The sequence below is a fragment of the Synechococcus elongatus PCC 11801 genome (assembly GCF_003846445.2).
Taxonomy (GTDB): Bacteria; Cyanobacteriota; Cyanobacteriia; order Synechococcales; family Synechococcaceae; genus Synechococcus; species Synechococcus elongatus_A.
In genome coordinates this window covers 625,679-643,414 of the sequence record NZ_CP030139.2, presented here as the reverse complement: position 1 = coordinate 643,414, position 17,736 = coordinate 625,679, and the positions used below count along the sequence as shown (strand labels likewise).

Annotated in this window: 15 protein-coding genes; 10 read left to right on the top strand and 5 right to left on the bottom strand. The window is 54.3% G+C overall.

Annotated elements, in window-relative coordinates; translation table 11 throughout:
• Positions 1-167: 167 nt before the first annotated feature.
• From DOP62_RS03000 to DOP62_RS02985, 4 genes are read left to right on the top strand one after another with little or no spacing between them, the layout of a single operon-like run.
• Positions 168-296 carry a DNA topoisomerase I gene (locus DOP62_RS03000; RefSeq protein WP_208672727.1) on the top strand — a complete coding sequence of 43 codons (129 nt, stop codon included), beginning with the start codon at positions 168-170 and terminating at the stop codon, positions 294-296.
• 10 nt (positions 297-306) lie between these two features.
• On the top strand, positions 307-756 hold the full coding sequence (gene aroQ, locus DOP62_RS02995) for a type II 3-dehydroquinate dehydratase (protein WP_208672729.1): 450 nt from the start codon (positions 307-309) through the stop codon (positions 754-756).
• A complete protein-coding gene (locus DOP62_RS02990) occupies positions 753-1,364 on the top strand; it encodes a tRNA-(ms[2]io[6]A)-hydroxylase (protein ID WP_208672731.1) in 612 nt (203 codons plus the stop codon). The genes aroQ and DOP62_RS02990 overlap by 4 nt, the downstream gene beginning before the upstream one ends.
• Before the next feature lie 2 nt (positions 1,365-1,366).
• Positions 1,367-1,855, top strand: coding sequence for a GNAT family N-acetyltransferase (locus DOP62_RS02985; RefSeq protein WP_208672733.1), 489 nt, complete (start codon positions 1,367-1,369; stop codon positions 1,853-1,855).
• 74 nt (positions 1,856-1,929) lie between these two features.
• Here the strand turns inward: DOP62_RS02985 and DOP62_RS02980 are convergent, their stop codons facing one another.
• On the bottom strand, positions 1,930-2,400 hold the full coding sequence (locus DOP62_RS02980) for a tetratricopeptide repeat protein (RefSeq protein WP_208672735.1): 471 nt from the start codon (positions 2,398-2,400) through the stop codon (positions 1,930-1,932).
• 62 nt (positions 2,401-2,462) lie between these two features.
• Here DOP62_RS02980 and DOP62_RS02975 point away from each other — a divergent pair, with 62 nt between their 5' ends.
• Genes DOP62_RS02975 through DOP62_RS02965 form a run of 3 tightly spaced genes read left to right on the top strand, consistent with a single transcriptional unit; the run spans position 2,463 to position 4,494 of the window.
• Complete coding sequence (locus DOP62_RS02975) at positions 2,463-3,437, top strand: DMT family transporter (protein WP_261789761.1); 975 nt, start codon at positions 2,463-2,465, stop codon at positions 3,435-3,437.
• Positions 3,385-3,702 (top strand): hypothetical protein, encoded by a 318-nt coding sequence (locus DOP62_RS02970; protein ID WP_261789762.1) that lies wholly within the window; start codon positions 3,385-3,387, stop codon positions 3,700-3,702. The genes DOP62_RS02975 and DOP62_RS02970 overlap by 53 nt, the downstream gene beginning before the upstream one ends.
• Positions 3,703-3,705: 3 nt before the next feature.
• Positions 3,706-4,494: a DUF1350 family protein gene (locus DOP62_RS02965; RefSeq protein ID WP_208672738.1), complete on the top strand. Its 789-nt coding sequence runs from the start codon at positions 3,706-3,708 to the stop codon at positions 4,492-4,494.
• A gap of 5 nt (positions 4,495-4,499) precedes the next feature.
• On the opposite strand, the gene murD is transcribed toward DOP62_RS02965, so the two are convergent.
• Complete coding sequence (gene murD, locus DOP62_RS02960) at positions 4,500-5,891, bottom strand: UDP-N-acetylmuramoyl-L-alanine--D-glutamate ligase (protein WP_208676972.1); 1,392 nt, start codon at positions 5,889-5,891, stop codon at positions 4,500-4,502.
• Between the two features lie 105 nt (positions 5,892-5,996).
• Here murD and DOP62_RS02955 point away from each other — a divergent pair, with 105 nt between their 5' ends.
• Positions 5,997-6,701 carry a neutral zinc metallopeptidase gene (locus DOP62_RS02955; RefSeq protein WP_208672740.1) on the top strand — a complete coding sequence of 235 codons (705 nt, stop codon included), beginning with the start codon at positions 5,997-5,999 and terminating at the stop codon, positions 6,699-6,701.
• A 105-nt stretch (positions 6,702-6,806) separates the two neighbouring features.
• Here the strand turns inward: DOP62_RS02955 and upp are convergent, their stop codons facing one another.
• Both upp and DOP62_RS02945 read right to left on the bottom strand, forming a co-directional pair.
• The gene (gene upp / locus DOP62_RS02950) at positions 6,807-7,457 is read right to left on the bottom strand and encodes a uracil phosphoribosyltransferase (RefSeq protein ID WP_208672742.1); all 651 of its coding nucleotides are present in this window, start codon (positions 7,455-7,457) and stop codon (positions 6,807-6,809) included.
• Between the two features lie 74 nt (positions 7,458-7,531).
• The gene (locus DOP62_RS02945) at positions 7,532-11,236 is read right to left on the bottom strand and encodes an EAL domain-containing protein (protein ID WP_370538857.1); all 3,705 of its coding nucleotides are present in this window, start codon (positions 11,234-11,236) and stop codon (positions 7,532-7,534) included.
• Between the two features lie 1,389 nt (positions 11,237-12,625).
• Here DOP62_RS02945 and DOP62_RS02940 point away from each other — a divergent pair.
• Together DOP62_RS02940 and DOP62_RS02935 are read left to right on the top strand one after the other, a co-directional pair.
• The gene (locus DOP62_RS02940) at positions 12,626-16,798 is read left to right on the top strand and encodes a beta strand repeat-containing protein (RefSeq protein WP_208672746.1); all 4,173 of its coding nucleotides are present in this window, start codon (positions 12,626-12,628) and stop codon (positions 16,796-16,798) included.
• Between the two features lie 98 nt (positions 16,799-16,896).
• On the top strand, positions 16,897-17,220 hold the full coding sequence (locus DOP62_RS02935) for a hypothetical protein (RefSeq protein ID WP_208672748.1): 324 nt from the start codon (positions 16,897-16,899) through the stop codon (positions 17,218-17,220).
• A 229-nt stretch (positions 17,221-17,449) separates the two neighbouring features.
• On the opposite strand, the gene DOP62_RS02930 is transcribed toward DOP62_RS02935, so the two are convergent.
• Positions 17,450-17,671: a hypothetical protein gene (locus DOP62_RS02930; RefSeq protein WP_208672750.1), complete on the bottom strand. Its 222-nt coding sequence runs from the start codon at positions 17,669-17,671 to the stop codon at positions 17,450-17,452.
• Positions 17,672-17,736 lie beyond the last annotated feature (65 nt).

The window sequence follows — 17,736 nt, the reverse complement described above, 5'->3', positions numbered from 1 at the left end:
CCACAAGAAGACATTTAAGCACAGGCCACAGAGGATTGCCAGTTTTTCTGGAAATTTTCTGGGGCAAATCGCTGACTTGAAGCGGGCGAGATCGATTCGCTATCATCAGTAGCAACGCCTGCTGTTGCAGGGTCTGTTCTTGAAAACCTGTATGGGGCAAGCACAGCATGGGATTAGTGGATCAAATTCTGGATCGCCTGCAAGATTTGGCACGGCGGTTGATCGAAGCGCTGTTTGGTCCCCAAGCCCAGCCTGAGCCCGAGCCTATTCCTGTTCCTGTGCGCGATCGCCGCTAATTTTTGAGCTTTGCTGAAAATTCTTGTCTTGCATGGCCCTAACCTCAACCTTTTGGGGCTGAGAGAGCCAACGATTTACGGTCAAACATCACTGGCTGAAATCAATACCGATCTGGTTCAGCTTGGACAGAGTCTTGGGGCAGCAGTCTCTATCCTGCAAAGTAACCATGAAGGCGCTTTGGTTGACGCGATTCATGCGGCGCGGGGTGAGCAAGATGGGCTGGTGATCAATGCCGGTGCCTACACCCATACCAGCGTGGCGATTCGTGATGCGATCGCCGGTACTCAAATCCCAACGGTTGAGGTGCACCTCAGCAACATCCATCAGCGCGAGTCTTTCCGCCACCATTCCTACTTGGCAGCGGTCGTCCTCGGCCAGATTTGTGGTTTTGGCCCAGACAGCTATCAGCTGGGACTGCGGGCGATCATCAACCACCTACAGGCTGTCAAAGCCGTATGACCACAACTGTTCTGCCCGATGCTCCAGCGACGATTCGCTTTTTGCAGCAGCCGACTTCTCAAGCTTGGATTGAGCAGGCACTGGCCTATTTCCCAACGGTTCTGCTCGATCACGCCCACTGTGAGCGGAAGGCGGCTGGCGTTGCCCTGAGTTTGATCAGTCGCTATCCCAGTGATGCCAAGCTGGTACGCACTTTAACTGCGATCGCCCGCGAAGAACTCGAGCATTTCGAGCAGGTCAATGCTCTGTTGGAAGCCCAGGGGATTCCTCTGCAAGCGTTGCCAGCCCCGCCCTATGCTGCTGGTCTGCATGCGGCTATTCGGCGGACGGAACCCGATCGCCTATTGGATCAGCTGTTGATTGCAGCCTTGATCGAAGCGCGGAGCCATGAGCGCTTGGGATTACTCGCGGCGCATTTGCCCGATGCGGCGATCGCGAGTTTCTATCGGGCCTTGATGGCCTCAGAGGCACGACATTTCGGTGCCTATTGGCTGCTGGCCGTAGACCGTTTTCCGCGATCGCAGGTCGATGAGCGGCTGCAAGAATTAGCAGCACTGGAAAGCCAGCTCTTGAGAACCCTTCACCCTGAGCCACGGGTTCATAGCTGACGATGGCTGATGCGATCGCGGCAGGCTTAGTGACGTTACGACCTTGGCAGCCAAGCGATCGCGAGGTTGCCGCCCAACTGATTGCGCAAGTGTTGGCAGAGTACGGGTTGGGCTGGGAGCCGGAGGGTGCCGATCGCGATGTTCTGGAAGTTGAGCAGTCCTACTGGCAGACCGGCGGTGCTTTTTGGGTGCTGGAGCAGGGCGATCGCTTGGTGGGGACTGGGGCCTTTTATCCGCTGCCAGTGCGAGGAATAAGCGCAGCCGAGATTCGCAAGATGTATCTCTTGCCAGAGGTGCGCGGGCAGGGTCTGGGTCGGGCTTTGCTCAAACGGCTAGAGCAGGCTGTTGCCACGGCCGGGTATCAGCAGGTTTGGATCGAAACCAGTTCGCTACTGAAGGAAGCGGTGAGTCTCTACGAGTCAGCGGGCTATCAACCCGCGACGGATGTACACACCCTGCGCTGCGATCGCGTTTACTACAAATCCCTGTAGCCAGTTCTGATTACGGGAGAATAGTGCTGCTCTTCTGATTTTCGATTGGCGATCGGCAATCAGTCCCAAATTGGTTAGGTCAGGCGAGCAGTACATTCCAAAATCAAGCGCTGGTTAATCAGGGCGTAGGGTTGAATCTCGAGGGCAGCACGAAAGGCAGCGATCGCCTCGCGATACTGTCCGAGTGCCGCTAGGTTCAGTCCCTTACCGTGTAAGGCACCAAAGTGAACTGAGTTGAGATCAATAACGCGATCGCAATCTGACAAAGACTCAGAGTAGCGACCCTGTAAGTAATGCAAAACAGCACGGCGGTTCCACGCTTCGGCAAAATCTGGGAGTTGCAGAATCAAATCACTCAGAAGTTGCTCTGCGGCTACCATCTCGCCAGCGGTCATCAGCACCTCAGCGCGTTGGAGTTCATTGAAGCCGTAGGTGCCTTTTTGGCGATACCAGCGCTGCCAGAGTTGTTGGGTGGCGCGATCGCGCACCTGGGGTTCAGTGTCTTTCAGATCCGACAGCAGCGCTGCCAAGCTAGGGTCTTCCATCCTTGTCCTGGTGGGGTGCCATCTGCCCGGAGCTCAGCCGGCGTCCACAGCTTATCAACAAGATGGGCGATGATCAGAGCGATCGCCTCCGCTGCGCAGGTTTACCCTTGAAACTTCCTGTCTCGTTGCAACTGGCGATCGCGACTGCGCTCTGGGGCGGTACCTTCACCGCTGGGCGAATTGCAGTCCAACAACTCTCTCCCTTGGCTGTCGCCTGTGGTCGCTACTTACTGGCGACAGCAGTGTTGCTGCTGATCATGCTGCAGCGAGAGCGCTGGCCCCGTCTCAATCGCCGCCAGCAGGGGTTGCTGTTCGGCCTAGGCGTCAGTGGCATCGCCCTCTATAACTGGCTGTTTTTCATTGGCCTGAGTCTGATTCCGGCCAGTCGTGCCGCCTTGATCATTGCCTTGAATCCGACCGCGATCGCGCTGGGTGCGGCGCTCTGGACTGGCGATCGCCTGCGATCGTGGCAGTGGGCTGGCGTGGGACTGTCGCTAATTGGGGCAGTCCTCCTCTTGGGCAGTCGGCAAGCTGGGGCATTGACGCTTCCGGGCTGGGGGGATCTCGCCTTAATCGGCTGTGTTCTCTGTTGGACGGTCTACAGTTTGCTGGCTCGGCAGGCACTGCGATCGCTCAGTCCCCTGACAGTGACGACTGGTGCTTGTTGCTGGGGTAGTCTCTTGCTGGTCGGACTTTGGGCTTGGCAGGGAGTCCTGCTGCCAATCGACCTATCACTGACGACGACTGCGGCGATCGCCTACCTCGGCTTGGGCGGCACAGCCCTGGCGTTTTGCTTATATGCCAATGGAATCGAGCGGCTGGGAGCTGCCCGGGCGGGTCTGTTTATCAATCTCGTGCCGGTGTTTGGCAGTGCGATCGGAGCGCTGTTGTTGCAGGAACCGCTCTCGGTGTTGACCCTAGTCGGCGGTCTGCTGGTCTTAGCGGGTGTGGGTTTAGGGACCATCCAGCCCTCGGGACTGTCGCTTGCTGCCGTTGATCCATCCCAGCCGTCTCCGGTTGCTCAACGCGATCGCTAAGATCGGAAAAAACGCTGCCGTGATTGATGCGTTTAGTGCCGAGCAACCGCCGTGGGTCAAAACTGCCCGTCACTCCCTAACCTTTACCTGTCCAGTCTGTGAGGCTTCGCCACGGGCAGCGGTAAGGGTCTGGATCAATCGCCGATCGCCTGTCTATGGCTCCGATGGCCGCCGCAAATGGCAGGAGTTTTACCATTGCAGCTGTGGTTGCAGTTGGTGGAGCTGGAGTAGCGATCGCCCTGCTCCGTCCACTGAGGAGTCCTGACCGATGGCAACACCGCTCTGGCAAACGATCTACGACAACGCTGTGCTCTTGCCTGAGTCGCCCAAGGCGATCGTTCACTTTCTGGGCGGTGCCTTCATTGCGGCTGCGCCCCAAGTCACCTATCGACGCTTGCTGGAAGGGCTAGGCGATCGCGGCTTTGCGGTGATCGCGACGCCATTTATCAATACCTTTGACCACACCACCCTCGCGGATGAGGTCGATCGCAGCTATCGGTTAGCCTACCAACGGCTCTTGGCCTTGAACTTGCTGTCGTCGGATCTGCCCGTTTTTGGGGTCGGACACAGTATGGGCAGCAAGCTACACCTCTTGATGGGCTGTGCACAAACGAGTGATCGCCGCGGCAATGTCTTGCTGGCCTTCAATAACTATTCAGCCCGCCGTTCGATTCCCCTATTGGGTCAGTTGGCGCCTGCCTTGGATGTCACGGTCGAGTTTTCGCCCTCACCCGCCCGCACCCTGCGTCTGATCCGCGATCGCTACAGCGTCGCCCATAATCTGCTGGTCAAGTTCCGCAACGACGAGATTGACCAGACCCGCGATCTAATTGGGGCACTGCGCGATCGCTTTCCAGAAACCAGTGAATGGCTGCGGCTGTCGGGGAACCACCTCACTCCTGTTGGTCAGACGCTGCCGCAGCAAACGGGCTTAACCTGGTTGGACAATGTTTCGCAGTTTGCCAGCCGCGAGCTCGGTCGTGATTTAGAAGTTGTGACAACGGCAATCGCTGATTGGTGCGATCGTCGGCTGACCCAAGCTGCAACGCTGGCTTAAGCACTTCAGCCTTGCGTAATTGCCTGGGCACAGCGGCGGAAGTGATCACCCCGCGCTTCGAAATTCGGATACTGATCGAAGCTGGCGCAGGCAGGCGAGAGTAACACTTGCTGCGCCCCTAGGGATTGGGCGAGTTCCACCGCCCGGGGTACGGCGCGATCGAGAGTCTCCACATCTGCTACCAAGCCGGTGTAGCCCACTTCCGCTAAGCGACGCGCAAAGAGAGGCGCTGCCGAACCGATCAGCAGCACTGCACTGGCCTTGGCTTGAATTAACGCCAACCATGCTTGGTCGTCACCTTGCTTCGCTTCGCCGCCCGCAATCAAGATCGTTCGTCCCGGTACCGCTTGCAGTCCCACCCAAGCGGCATCGTAGTTGGTGGCCTTGCTGTCGTTGATCAGGTCAATGCCCTGCCAAGTTGCTACGCGTTCCAGTCGGTGGGGAATACCCGGAAATTCAGCCATTGCCTCAGCGATCGCTGGGGCTTCAATCCCTGCCAGCCGAGCAGCTGCCACCGCCATCAGCAAGTTTTGCTGGTTGTGGTTGCCCACCATACTGAAGCGTTCGACCGGAAAGAGGCGATCGCCGCGATCGATCACCCAGCCGTCTTCAATCCAAAAGCCGCGATCGCGCCCTGTGGGTAATGCTGCTGCCCCTTGGGTGCTGGTCCAAAATGCGCCTGGCCAGCGGCTGGTGGCATTCGCACGCTCCCGCAAGTAAGGGTCATCGCCATTCAGCACCTGTTGCTGAGCGCGATCGAGCAGACTGGCCTTGATCGCGAAATAGTTTTCGAGGGTGTAGTGGCGATTGAGGTGGTCGGGTGTGAACGTTGTCCAGACGCCGATCGTGGCGGCTAAAGTCGCTGCCGCCTCAATTTGATAGCTACTGGCCTCAGCCACGACCCAGTCCAGGGGCTTGGCCTCAGGTGATTGCTGTTGCAACGCTACTTCACAGGCGGCTAGCCCAATGTTGCCGCAGGCTGGAGCGTTTAATCCGGCTTGAGTAAAGATCGCAGCGATCAACGCCGTTGTTGTTGTCTTGCCATTGGTGCCCGTGACTGCGACCCAAGGGACAGTGGAGAGGGTGCGCCAAGCCAGCTCGAGTTCACCCAAGGTGCTGATTCCCAAGCTTCGGGACTGGTCTAGACCTGGTAAATCCCAAGGTACGCCTGGACTCACAATCAAATAATCAGGGCGCTGTTCCGGTTGCTCCCAACCCAAGGCAATCGGATCGAGACTTTGTCCGAGGCGCAGCTGAACGCCAGCCTCAACTAAGGTTTGGGGAGCAGTGGCTTGGTGATTGCGATCGCTCAGTTCGACTTGCCAACCCTGCTGCCGCAGCAGCAACGCCGCCGCACAGCCAGACTTCCCGAGACCGATCACATGGGCACGCTGCATAGCCACTGGCACTCAAACGATTTCTGATCGTACCGCCAGTGTTGCGATCGCTCGCCTAGGCTAGTAGTAGCAGCTCATCCGCTGCGATCGCGCGTGAGAACGTCCATGTTAGGGAGAAAGTGGATTGCCCTTGGTGGCCTGATCTGGGTCCTCGGATCAGCCCTGCCTGCGATCGCGGAATGGACGCCAGCTGCGAAGAATACCGTCGAAACGAAGCTGGTTCTTCTCTGGCGATCGGTGTTTCGGCGGCTTGATCGCGAGTTTAAAGTCCCTGCTTTTATTGACGCGAGTGGTAACTGGGTTGCCCAGAAAAGTGCGCGGCGGTATTCCCCCTGCGGTGATGTCTTTCTTGCCCACTACTGTGTCCGCGATGGCAATATCTACTTCAATGAAAATGAGTTGAGTGGGATTGCCCTAGAACTGGGCGACAGTGCGGCTTTCTTGGCGTTGATTCATGAATATGGCCATGCCATTCAGCATCGCCTGGGTCTGTTAAAGGCTGAGCGCCCCCTCAAAGCGATTGAGTTGGAGGCCGACTGTTTTGCAGGCGTACAGATGGCCTACCTCAACGATCTCGATCTCTTGGAACCCAACGACCTCGATGAAGTGGTCACAGCCTACGGGCTCTACGGCGACTACGACATTACATCCAGTAGCCATCACGGTACCCCCGAAGAACGCATCCAGTCGTTTTTCAAGGGCTTTCATAAGGGCATGGCAGCCTGTCTTGCACCTTCCGCAGCCCCTGCCAACCCTCAGCAGCAAACCGTCAGCCGCCGTGACTGTCGCTTGAGCTTGAGCGTATTGTGAAAACTCTGGCTATCGTAGTTGCTACTTCAGCGAGTGCAGTCTGCTGTTGGAGAGTGGCTGAACCTGTTTGAGGTTCATTGGGTGCAGCAGGAAAGACTTTTGAGATCAGGTTCCAAACAGGCGATCGCCTGCATCCCCCAGCCCCGGCACAATGAACCCGCGATCATTAAGTTGCTCATCGATAATGGCGCTGTAAATGGTTAGGGCAGGATAGCGCTGACTCAGTTTTTGCAGGGCGGGTGGGGCAGCTACGATCGAGAGCACGCGAATTTGGTCGGCGGGGATACCGCGATCGCTGAGCTGATCCAAGACGTAGAGCAGTGAACCCCCGGTTGCCAGCATTGGTTCTAGGACGAGAACGCGAGTATTGGCGTCGAATTGCTCAGGTAGGCGATTGAGGTAGCAACGGGGGTCAAGGGTCGCCTCATCTCGCTCCAGCCCGAGGTGAAAAATCCGGGCTGTGGGCAACACCTGCTGCACAGAGTCCACCAGACCAAGGCCAGCTCGTAGAACCGGCACGATCGCGAGGGGCTGCGAAAAATCGACAAATTCCGCTGGAGTCTCTGCCAACGGGGTCAGCACGGTTGCTGAGACAGTGGGCAGCCATTCCCGAACTGCCTCATAGGCCAACCAACGACCGAGTTCAGCGATCGCGGTGCGAAAGAGAGGAGTGGGTGTTTGGTGATCGCGGGCAATCCCCAGCCAGTGCCGAATGAGCGGATGAGGCGGCACAAAAATACGCAGTTGAGGAGCCATGCCAATCAGCGGAAGACAGCCTCTCATCTTACCGCTCTGACTGAGCGGCGATCGCACCGACTGTGCCCTGCTGCTCAGGACTGGGTTGTGTTGAGGCGATGGAGAAAGGCGATCGCTTCGGCCTCTGGGAGCGGCGGGCTGTAGAAGAAACCTTGGACGGCATCGCAGCCAATCGCTTCTAAAAAGGCTGCTTGTTCTAGTGTCTCTACACCCTCCGCAACCGTCTGAAGATTCAGAACCTTGGCCATGGCAACAATCGCCTGCACGATGGCTTGATCATCACTATCGTGTGAGAGGTCACGAATGAAGCTGCGATCGATTTTTAAGGTATTAATCGGCAAGCGCTTGAGATAGCCCAAGCTGGAATAGCCGGTTCCAAAATCATCTAGGGAAATCTTGAAGCCCATGGAACGTGCTTCCTGCAGCCACTGTACAAAGCGTTCTGGCGACTCAATCAAGCTACTTTCGGTGAGTTCAATTTCCAGCTGTTGAGGAGGGATTTGAAACTCTTGTAAAACCTCAAAGAGCTTTAAGAAAAAGTTTTGACGCAGAAACTGTCGAGCAGAAATATTACAGGAGAAACTGCCGGTAAAGCTCTCTTGATCAATCCAACGACGCAAGGTTTGCCCTGCAGCTCGCATCACCCACAAACCGATCGCATCAATCAGATCAGACTCTTCGGCAATCGCTATGAATTCTCCCGGTGAGACTAGACCACGCTCGGGATGATTCCAGCGGATGAGGGTCTCGAAACCCAAAAGCCGGCGGCGACTCAAGCAAATTTGGGGCTGAAAATATAGCTCAAAGGAGTTATCGACCAGTGCTTGACGTAAGTCCTTTTCAATATCGATTCGGCTCAATAGCTGCTCGCGCATCGCCATCGAGAAAGAGCACCAAAGATTTTTGCCTTGCTGCTTGGCAGCGCAGACCGCTAGGTCAGCAGCTTGTAGGAGATCGCGCCCGAGCTGACCATCGTTGGGAAAGATCGCAACCCCAATGCTGGCGGTTAACTCGATTGGCTTACCCATGACCTCAAAGGGCTTCGCAATTAAGCTTTGAATTGCCGTGGCTTTGGTCTTCGATCGGCTCTGAACATCAGGTCCAATCAAAAGAATGGCAAATTCATCGCTACTCAGACGAGCAACGGTTTCATGTTCTTGGATACATTGTTGGAGTCGGCCAGCGGTCAGCTGTAAAACAACATCGCCTTCACTGTGGCCAAAGCCATCGTTAATTGCTTTGAAATTATCAAGATCAATAAATAAAACAGCGACGGGTGAACCACCACTGCGAGCTCGGGCAGCAGCTTGTTCGAGGCGATCGAGAAAGAGCAAACGATTGGGCAACCCTGTCAGGGCATCGTGAGTGGCTTGCTGAAGCAGCATAGACTCAAACTCTTTGCTCTCACTGACATCCATCTGAGAGGCAACAATATGCGTCAATTGACCTTGCTGGTCTCGGACAGGCGCGATCGAAATTTGATTCCAAAAGAGAGACCCATCTTTGCGATAGTTCCGTAGGGTGACTTCGCAAGCTACCCCCTCACTGAGGGCACGGCGAATCTCTTCTAGCTCAGGTTGTTGCGTGTCAATTCCTTGTAAAAAGCGACAGTTGCGGCCAATGACTTCTTCCGCGGTGAATCCAGTGATTTTTTCAAAGGCTGGGTTGACATAGACAATGGGCAGATCCGGCTGCTTGGCATCAGCAATGATGATGCTGTTGCCAGTGGATTCGATCGCCCTGAGCCAGAGTCTCAGTTGTTCATTCACAGCAACGATCGCAGAGATATCCTGCATGGCGCCCGTGAAGCGAATCGCCTGGCCACTGTCGTTGCGAACGATGTAACCCCGATCGAGAACATCTGCGTAGGTGCCATCCTGTCGTAGAAAGCGATACTGCTCACTCCAAGTATTCGAACCATCAGCGATCGCTGCTGAAAAACTGGCATAGACGCGATCGCGCTGATCGGGGTGGACGCGATCAATCCAATGGAGGTCAATCGATTGCGTCAGTGCGTGGGTAATCTCTTGCTCTCCTCCCCCAAAAAGACGACTGTAATTGGCGCTATACCAAGCTTCGTTGGTGAGTAAGTTGTAGTCCCAAACTGCATCATTGGTGGCACGAGTCACCAATTGGAAGCGATCGGCCATCTCTTCCAAAAGACGACGACTCAGAACGCGATCGCTGATGTCACGGAAATAGAGCGAAATCTCAGTTCCAGAAAAGTGAGCGTTGACTTCCCAACAAGTTTCTAAAGTGTCAATGAAGATTTCAAAGGTGCGGGTTGGTGACTGACTTTGGATCTGTTGCAATTCACTTTGAAAAGTGACGCTGACTTCCGTGGGAAATAGTTCCCAGATGATTCGACCAATCACCTGCTTAGGGTCTTGTTGGAGCTGGTGAGCGGCCTGAGGATTGAGAGCACGAATTTCAAAATTTTGATCGAGGACAATGACGCCGTCACTGACCGCTGCGAGAGTCTGCTCTAGTTGGTCAGACAGGGCATTGCGAGCCTGTTCAGCTCGACGCCAGCGCGTGACATTGCGGCGAATCCCGAGCAAACCCAGAATTTGCCCCATTTCATTGCGTAGGGGGACTTTACTAATCAGAAAGTATTGACTGGGCCAGTTCTCAGCACTAATAGCCCACTCTTCATTAATCACTGGCAGCCCAGAGGCGATCGTTGCCAGATCGCTGATCTCTTCTTGTCGATTGACTTCCGGCGAAACAAAGGGGGTGAGGTCTAGACAAGCTCGATTTTGGAGAATAATTTCGCCTTTATAGTTTTTGATATAAACGGGGTCGGGGATGGCTTCTAGAATCCGCCGCAAAACGGCTGGTTGATCGAGCGAGAGAGGCAAAGGGTCAAGGGGGTTCGTCGGCGCTTGATGCTGCGGTTCCAGCGCCCCTCGCAGCGATCGCACGGTTCCTGAGAGGTCTTTGATCGGCAGAGCACGCAGTTCAATGAACTCAACTTCAGTGTTTTGGCTTGCCAAGCGATAGGTTGCTTGCAGCGATCGCCCTGTTTGGAGTGCGGTGGTGAGATCCTGCTGAAGCCGATCGCGATCGCCAGCGTCAAAGCAATCGAGCCATCGCTGCCAAGTCCAGATCCCCTGATCCTCAGGTCGGCCCAAGATTTGATTAACCAAAGGCGAAGTCTGCAGCCGTTGGCATTGGGCATCTAGCTCCCAGTAGCCGACCTGAGTCAGCTGTTGCCAGATCTTCAATTCACTATTATCTATAGCCGTGACCAGCCACGCAGCGGGATCCGGATAAGCGCAACGCCGTAGCTCCATGGTCCGCACTTGGCCACTGGGTGTCTGGAGATCCAGCACAAGCGAGAGAACGTCTGGATGCTCTGACCACTGTTTAAAGGGTTGCGATCGCGGCGCTAGTTCCTGCAGGTAGGTCACCCCTCCCCAGGCCGCCGCCGCCGCATTGCGATCGAGAATCCGCAGGGATTGGGCTTCAACCAGCCAGAGGGGAGCGGGATTGCCATCAAACAAGCCGACTAACTGCTGCAGTCGCCGCTCCTGATGACTGAGACGTAAGGACTGGATGGCTTGCCAATGGCGCAGGAGGACGTAGAGGACAAGGGCTGAAAAGGAGAAGTAGAGCAAGTCCTTGACTGTGGACCAGTGCCAGAAGCGTTCCTCAGCACCAAACCAAGTGTGTAGGAGAAGGTCAGTCCCCAGAATCCAAATTAGACCTGCCACGCCATAGCAGGCTGCAATCATCAGAGCGCGCTGAGGTGTTTGCCATGAAAAGCGCGATCGCATCCAGCGCATGCAGCAATCAGTCCAATGTTTGCTTGTGGCTTTAGAGTAGCCAACAACATGCGATCGCTAACAACAGAATCTACAATTGTTAGGTCGATTCTTTGTGACTGCTTGGTCTGGATCCACCTCTGGCCACCGAGCCACAGGCTTCCAACTCAAGACGTTTGCGTCAATAAAGTAATTAGCGCTACTGGGGCGCGAGCACTGATCAATTCCGCCTCCTTTTTGATCGTGCTATCCACCCAGCCCAACCCCTGAGAGTTCAGGGCACTCGATGGTGACCTTCTCCCCAGCCTGCTGATGCCGTTTAATTCACTTATTGCATGTGGTCAACTGCGAAGGTGAGGATGCAAGACGGATCGAGGACATTTCTCCTCTGCCCTAGTTGTCTAAGTCAGTAGGTGTGGAGCACCAGAAAGTGGAAGCAGCCATTCTGCTTTCCGGATGGCATCAGTTGCAAACTGGACGACCCAGAATCTGATAGCAGAAGGAAATGGCCACGTTTTCTACGAGCTGGGATTATGAGCACCCATTCCCCAACTATCAATTGATTCCCTAGCAGTCTGGGAGCCAAAAGGCAGGGCGCCTTGTAACTGATGACCGTCAGCAGATACAGAAAAACAGCAACTGGTTACTCCAAAACAGTCACTGGGTTACAACTTTAGACTCACTAGCTGTACCCAGAGAGGAAATAGATATAGATATAGTCTCGGCATACTGAAAGATGTTCAAAGAGTCGTGAGGTGTTGTCAAACATGAGTGTGGTAAGGGTTAGGAACAGCTGATGGCTTTCAAAAATGGGTCAGTTGTGGATGCAGAAGAGCTATGTACCAATGAGAAGCACTGCTGGTCCATCTAGGTTGGACTGGGTGGATGCCAGCCACCCTGATCGCTGTGGCGGATTGGTCAGAGAGTTGTAAACTTGTTGAGGGTGTGCTGCTGCTCTTGAAAACGCTCTCTCATTCAACGCTAGCCCCACAACGGGTCAGGAAAACCAAAAAGCAGTCTCAGTTCTTCTCCTTGCACGTCGTCAGTAGGCCAAAAGTCTTTCAAGATAGCGTCTGAGGGATGAAAGAGTGAGTTGCATTTCAGCTCCTCTACGGGACTCGACGAGGAGTAGGGGCTGAATGTAAAAAAAAGCTGGAACTCGCATTCATTTTGTAGCCGTGCGAGCTAGGCGAGCAGGCAAGAAAGTGAGCTAAGGTTCTTTGTCATCTCAGAGAAGCACGTGCCATAATCCCAGTGCGCTAGATGCTTGCCCACCAAAGAATAAGCGGTACAGTAGATGCGTGTGTGGGAGTGGATGTGTTATCCGGGGCCAGATCGGGTAGTTTATTATCCGGTGTAGGCCTTCCCGTCTTTTGTCTCCAGTGAGGACTTTTCTCCAAAATGGCAACCCTCAAGATTTCTTCGGCTCAGCAGCTCTACATTGCTTACTATGGTCGCCCAGCCGATCCTTTCGGTGAAGCTTTTTGGGATAGTAAGGTCGGCGAAAACACTGACTATGGTGCAATCGCCGATGCCTTCGGCAATTCTCCTGAAGCGTTAGCGCTGTTCGGTGGCCTATCCGATGCACAAGCGATCAATCTGCTCTATCAGCAAATCTTTGGGCGTAACGCAGACAATGCCGGGCTAGCTTTTTACACGGGACTGCTAGCTAGCGGTGAGGCGACACTAGCCAACATTGCAATTCGCATTGTTGAAGGGATCCAAGAGGGCAGCCCAGACGCAGCTATTTTCGCCAATAAAGTCGAAGCGGCAAACGCCTTCACCGATCTGGTTGTTGAGCTTGAGCTGATCCCTGCTTACACGGGGCCAGACTCAATCGAAGCAGCGCGTGCTTTCTTGTTTGGGGTGACCACCACGCCTGCCACCCCAGAAGCAATTGCAGCAGCAGTCCAAGCATCCATAGGCAACCCTGCTCCTTCGGGTGAAGCGCAGTTTGTTTTGACCGACAGTCAAAACATTGTCAGCGGTACTGCCGTTGAGCTGTTTAAGTTCATTGGTAATGAAGAAACGCTGGGCCAAGGCGACATTCTCAGCCGCGGTGCTGCGATCGCAGCACAACTTGATCTCAGCACTTCGGGTAGCTTTGACATCAGCAACTTTGAGCTGAATGGTGTTCAAACCCTGAACCTGCGGGTGGGTAATGACGCCCTAGGTGGCACTGGGTTCTTGGATCTGGGTGCTGCCAATGGCCTAGAAACCATTTTTGTCAACCAGAGTGATCTCGACACCATCACCCTTTCGGATCTCCAAACTGGCAATGGCCTCTTCTTGGATATCCTCGATTCCGCTACAACGTTCAACGTCAATATCGATGCTTCGGCACTGCTAGGTGACGACACGATCGACATCCGCCTTGCAGAATCGCCGATCGATGCTGACGGTGACTTCGTTGCCTTCGACTTCACCCAAGGTCCTGGCGGGGCAGGTGCTGCGATCGAAGTGATCAACATTGAGTCGCTTGAGGCTGGTGGCGTTGACAACAACCTCGTTGGCTTCCTACGGGTTAGCAACTCACTGGAAACCCTGAACATCACCGGCGATGCCAACCTAGAGATCATTGAAGATCTGGGCAATCGCAACGGTCAAATTTCAACGATCGATGCTTCAGGTCTTACAGCTGACCTCGACATCGAGTACACCTCAGATTTCCGCGGTCGGGTACTAGTTCTAGGCGCAACTGGCGACGGCGATACCGTTGATAACGGCCTCAATGGCAACAGATTGGACCTTGACTCCGATCCGACTAGCCGTCCGAACTCAATTGCAGCAACTGCTTTCGACGTCATCCTGCAAGATGGCAGCGACAGCGTGATTACCGGTGACGGCAGCGACAGCATTGTTGGTGCTGGCGGTAGCGACACGATTGTTGCAGGTGCTTTTGCATTACCCAATCCAGCCAACACCGTTACCTTTGACCGCGACACGGTTGATGGTGGTGCAGGCAACAACTCCATCGTTACCGGCGATGGCGAGGACTCAGTAATTGCGGCTGATGGTAACAACACTATTAATACAGCCGGCGCGGGTTCTGTTTCCTTTGCCTTTGACACCGTTGATGGCGGAGTTATTAATAACCCTCCGAATGCCCCTATCGTGGTGCAAGACACCATTACGATCACTGCAGATAACGTTGGTGAAGATGACGTTGTCGCCACTGGTAACGGCAACAACAGTGTCGTGACTGGCAACGGCAGCGATTCTGTAGTTACGGGTTCAGGCAATGACACTATCAACACAGCCGGCACAGCTGTTACTGATGCTGCCTTCATTGCAGCTTTGAATGCGTTCGTAGCAGCTAATCCTGGGCTATTCGGACCCGGCAACCCTCTCGCTATCCCCGTTCCCCCCTTCGGCGATCTCAGCCCCACCTTGGTAGATTTTGTCGACAACAACGACAACGACATTGTTAATGCCGGTGATGGTGACAACTTTGTGACCACGGGCACTGGCAATGACTCTGTGCTTACTGGCTCCGGTGATGACCAGATCGATGTCGGTGATGGCAACAACATTGTTGTTGCAGGAGCTGGTAGCGATCGCATCATTGCTCAGGACGGCAATGACAGCATCTTGGCTGGTGCTGGCAATGATGAAGTGCTGGCTGGTGCTGGCGACAACATCATTGATGCTGGTGATGGTGCCGACGTTGTTGTTGCACTAGGTGGCGACGACAGTATCCTTGGTGGTGACGGTAACGACAGCATCCTAGCTGGCAATGGCAATAACACCATTGATGGTGGTACTGGTAACGACGTCATTGTCGTTGGTGACGGCGACAATAGCATTCTTGGTGGCAGTGGCAATGATGTCATCACTGCTGATGACGGCAACAACACCATCCTTGGTGGTGCTGGCAACGATGTCATCACTGTTGATGACGGCAACAACAGCATCCTCGGTGGTGACGGCGATGACATCATCACTGCTGATGACGGCAACAACACCATTGACGGTGGAGCCGGCGATGACGTCATCACTGTTGATAACGGCAGCAACAGCATTCTTGGTGGCGAAGGAAACGACTTTATTACCTTCAGTCCGATCAATGAGCTGGATAGCGCAGATACGGTTAGAGGTGGTGCTGGCACCGATACGCTGAGCTTCACCATCGATACAGATACTGACCTTGCACCTCGTGTTGGCAATCCGTTGCTACCTGGCTTCTTGCCACTTGGCCCCAACGACATCAACCCTGTGATCTCGGGCATCGAGCAGTTGGTTGTTGGCATTGACGATTCAGACGTTACCCTGCGTTTGGCACGGACGGTGGCTGCTCAGTCGGATGGAGCCAACGGCATCAGTGTTGTCGCAAATGCTAGCTCCGACTCCGCAAACTCCATTGTCACAGCAGGGTTGATCTCACCCAATGCCAACGATGGTGGTTTTGTGGTTGGCCAGAGTCTGAACATTATCAGCAATGGCTTCTTCAGCGGCTCTACTGCATTGCCCACTCCTCAGTTTGGAGCAGCTCCTAGCATTGCCCCAGCTGGCTCTATCCAAGCGGGACTCACTGGACTGCTAGTCCCCGAAACCGTCACTCGTATCACCAATGAAGATTCTCCTTTCACTGCGGGTGTGGGCGGCAGTGTTGTTAACCCGGGAACCGCAACGACAGCTATTGAAAAGCTTGCTCTGATTAATGGCTTCCTGTTCTCCGATAACCTCGGTGGTACTGCAGACGTTAATGTGGGTGCCGGCGTTGTGGGCGGTAGTGGTGCTGATAGCATTACGGCCGGTACCAAGCCGGTCATTGGCCTTAACGATCCACTGGTGATCGAGAAGACTCGTGGCTTTGTCAGCTACCAAGGGAACGGCGGTGCCGACACCATTACCCTGACTGCTGCCCCCGCAGTCGCAAACCCAGCTACAACAGATGCCTTCAGCGAATTCGTTCGCTACGTCACTGCCAACGACGGCTCTGCACAAGGTGTTGCCTCGGGCTTTGATGTCATCCGTAACTTTGATAACGGTGGCATCACGCTTTATGGCACTGCTGCTGGACAGCCAATCAACCTTGGTCCGGTTCGCGACTTCAACGACGTCGTGACAATTGATGCAAATGGTTTATCAAACCAGATTGATGTCGATCGCGCTGGTGGGGCCAATGATGGTGTCAACATTGACAACATCACTGGCGACAAGATTGTGATTGGTGGCAACCTGCTAGCCGGTATCACTGGAAGCAACGGCAACTACCTCCTTGACGACTTCGGGATTGACCGTGGCATTGACTTTGGCACTCGGGAAGCACTCTTCCTGACCAATGCTCAGGGCCTCGAAGATGCGGATCTCACCAACTTTGGCACGATCGCTACCAAGGTCAACGGCCTCACTGGTGGTATCACAGCAGATAGCGGCCAAGGTGGTCTGATCATTGCTCAGGGTCAAACCCAAAGCGCAATCTACTTCTTCGTTAATGAGACTGGTGCTTCTGGCGCTGGTGCTCAAGTTGAAGCTAATGAATTGCGTTTGCTGGCATTGGTCGATACGGCAAATCTTGCTGCTGACGACTTCCTGTTCCAAGCAACCCAAGCCCCAGTCATCAACCTCTAAACTCTTTCCAGTTAGGGGTAAGCTACTTTGCTTACCCTAGTAACTCGTTCAAGAGGGGCAATAGCCCCTCTTTTTTGTTAGACATCTCTTTGATAACTATGATCCGCTGGCAATATCGCTTGGTTTATCTCTCCACCAGCCCTTCCAAACCTCAAGCCTCTGGCTCAACCTCCCAGGCAGACACTCCCGCCACCTCACCCGAAAAACTGTTCTCCAAACCCTTCCTCGAACAACAATTTCCCGAATACTACAGCGATAAAGCCCAGCGCCCCCTGCCCAGCTCCGGTGGCCTCCAACAACTGATCGATCTCTTCAATCGCCTCGGCTCCGAAGGCTGGGAATACTACAGCCGCGAAGAAATTAGCGGCGTTAATCTCCTTATCTTTCGGCGTCCCTTACAAGACGATACCCCCAGCACTTAGTGCAACACACCCCTCTCCCAAAACAGGAGAGAGGAACCGGATCTTAATTTTGGCTTGGCTTCCCTTCTCCCCTGAGTGAAAGAAGGGATTAAGGGAAGAGGGGGCATAGGACATTGATTAAGCAATAAAAAAGCCCGAAACTTCAACAAAGTCTCAGGCAATATAGATAGCAATCAAAACAATCAAGCAAAAACCTAATCAGGCGTTTTCACTTACAGTTTTGAGAGAACTAAGCATTGCGCTGTGCTGCCTGTTGCTCCTGTTGCACCTGCTCCGACAACTTCCGCAACGCCGCTTCCAGACCCTTCACAAACTGCTCCGCCTTCACCGCCGGAATCAACAGCTCACCCACTTCATTGCTTTGGTTGTCGGCACCGTTTTGCACCAGCGTCAATCTTACCACCCCACCCGACAGCGACACTCGGGTAAAACCATCCGCAAAAATATGCATCGTTGAACTTTCTTATGCAACAGCCTTCGACTGTATCATCCATGCCCTTGCTTTATGTAGCTGGC

Bases quoted from the DNA above. Each gene is read 5' to 3' on its own strand.
- DOP62_RS02975 (WP_261789761.1), top strand. From the start codon at position 2,463: ATGGGCGATGATCAGAGCGATCGCCTCCGCTGCGCAGGTTTACCCTTG.
- DOP62_RS02980 (WP_208672735.1), bottom strand. From the start codon at position 2,400: ATGGAAGACCCTAGCTTGGCAGCGCTGCTGTCGGATCTGAAAGACACT.
- DOP62_RS03000 (WP_208672727.1), top strand. From the start codon at position 168: ATGGGATTAGTGGATCAAATTCTGGATCGCCTGCAAGATTTGGCACGG.
- DOP62_RS02955 (WP_208672740.1), top strand. From the start codon at position 5,997: ATGTTAGGGAGAAAGTGGATTGCCCTTGGTGGCCTGATCTGGGTCCTC.
- upp (WP_208672742.1), bottom strand. From the start codon at position 7,457: ATGGCTCCTCAACTGCGTATTTTTGTGCCGCCTCATCCGCTCATTCGG.
- DOP62_RS02985 (WP_208672733.1), top strand. From the start codon at position 1,367: ATGGCTGATGCGATCGCGGCAGGCTTAGTGACGTTACGACCTTGGCAG.
- DOP62_RS02945 (WP_370538857.1), bottom strand. From the start codon at position 11,236: ATGCGATCGCGCTTTTCATGGCAAACACCTCAGCGCGCTCTGATGATT.
- DOP62_RS02990 (WP_208672731.1), top strand. From the start codon at position 753: ATGACCACAACTGTTCTGCCCGATGCTCCAGCGACGATTCGCTTTTTG.
- DOP62_RS02940 (WP_208672746.1), top strand. From the start codon at position 12,626: ATGGCAACCCTCAAGATTTCTTCGGCTCAGCAGCTCTACATTGCTTAC.
- DOP62_RS02965 (WP_208672738.1), top strand. From the start codon at position 3,706: ATGGCAACACCGCTCTGGCAAACGATCTACGACAACGCTGTGCTCTTG.
- DOP62_RS02935 (WP_208672748.1), top strand. From the start codon at position 16,897: ATGATCCGCTGGCAATATCGCTTGGTTTATCTCTCCACCAGCCCTTCC.
- murD (WP_208676972.1), bottom strand. From the start codon at position 5,891: ATGCAGCGTGCCCATGTGATCGGTCTCGGGAAGTCTGGCTGTGCGGCG.
- DOP62_RS02930 (WP_208672750.1), bottom strand. From the start codon at position 17,671: ATGCATATTTTTGCGGATGGTTTTACCCGAGTGTCGCTGTCGGGTGGG.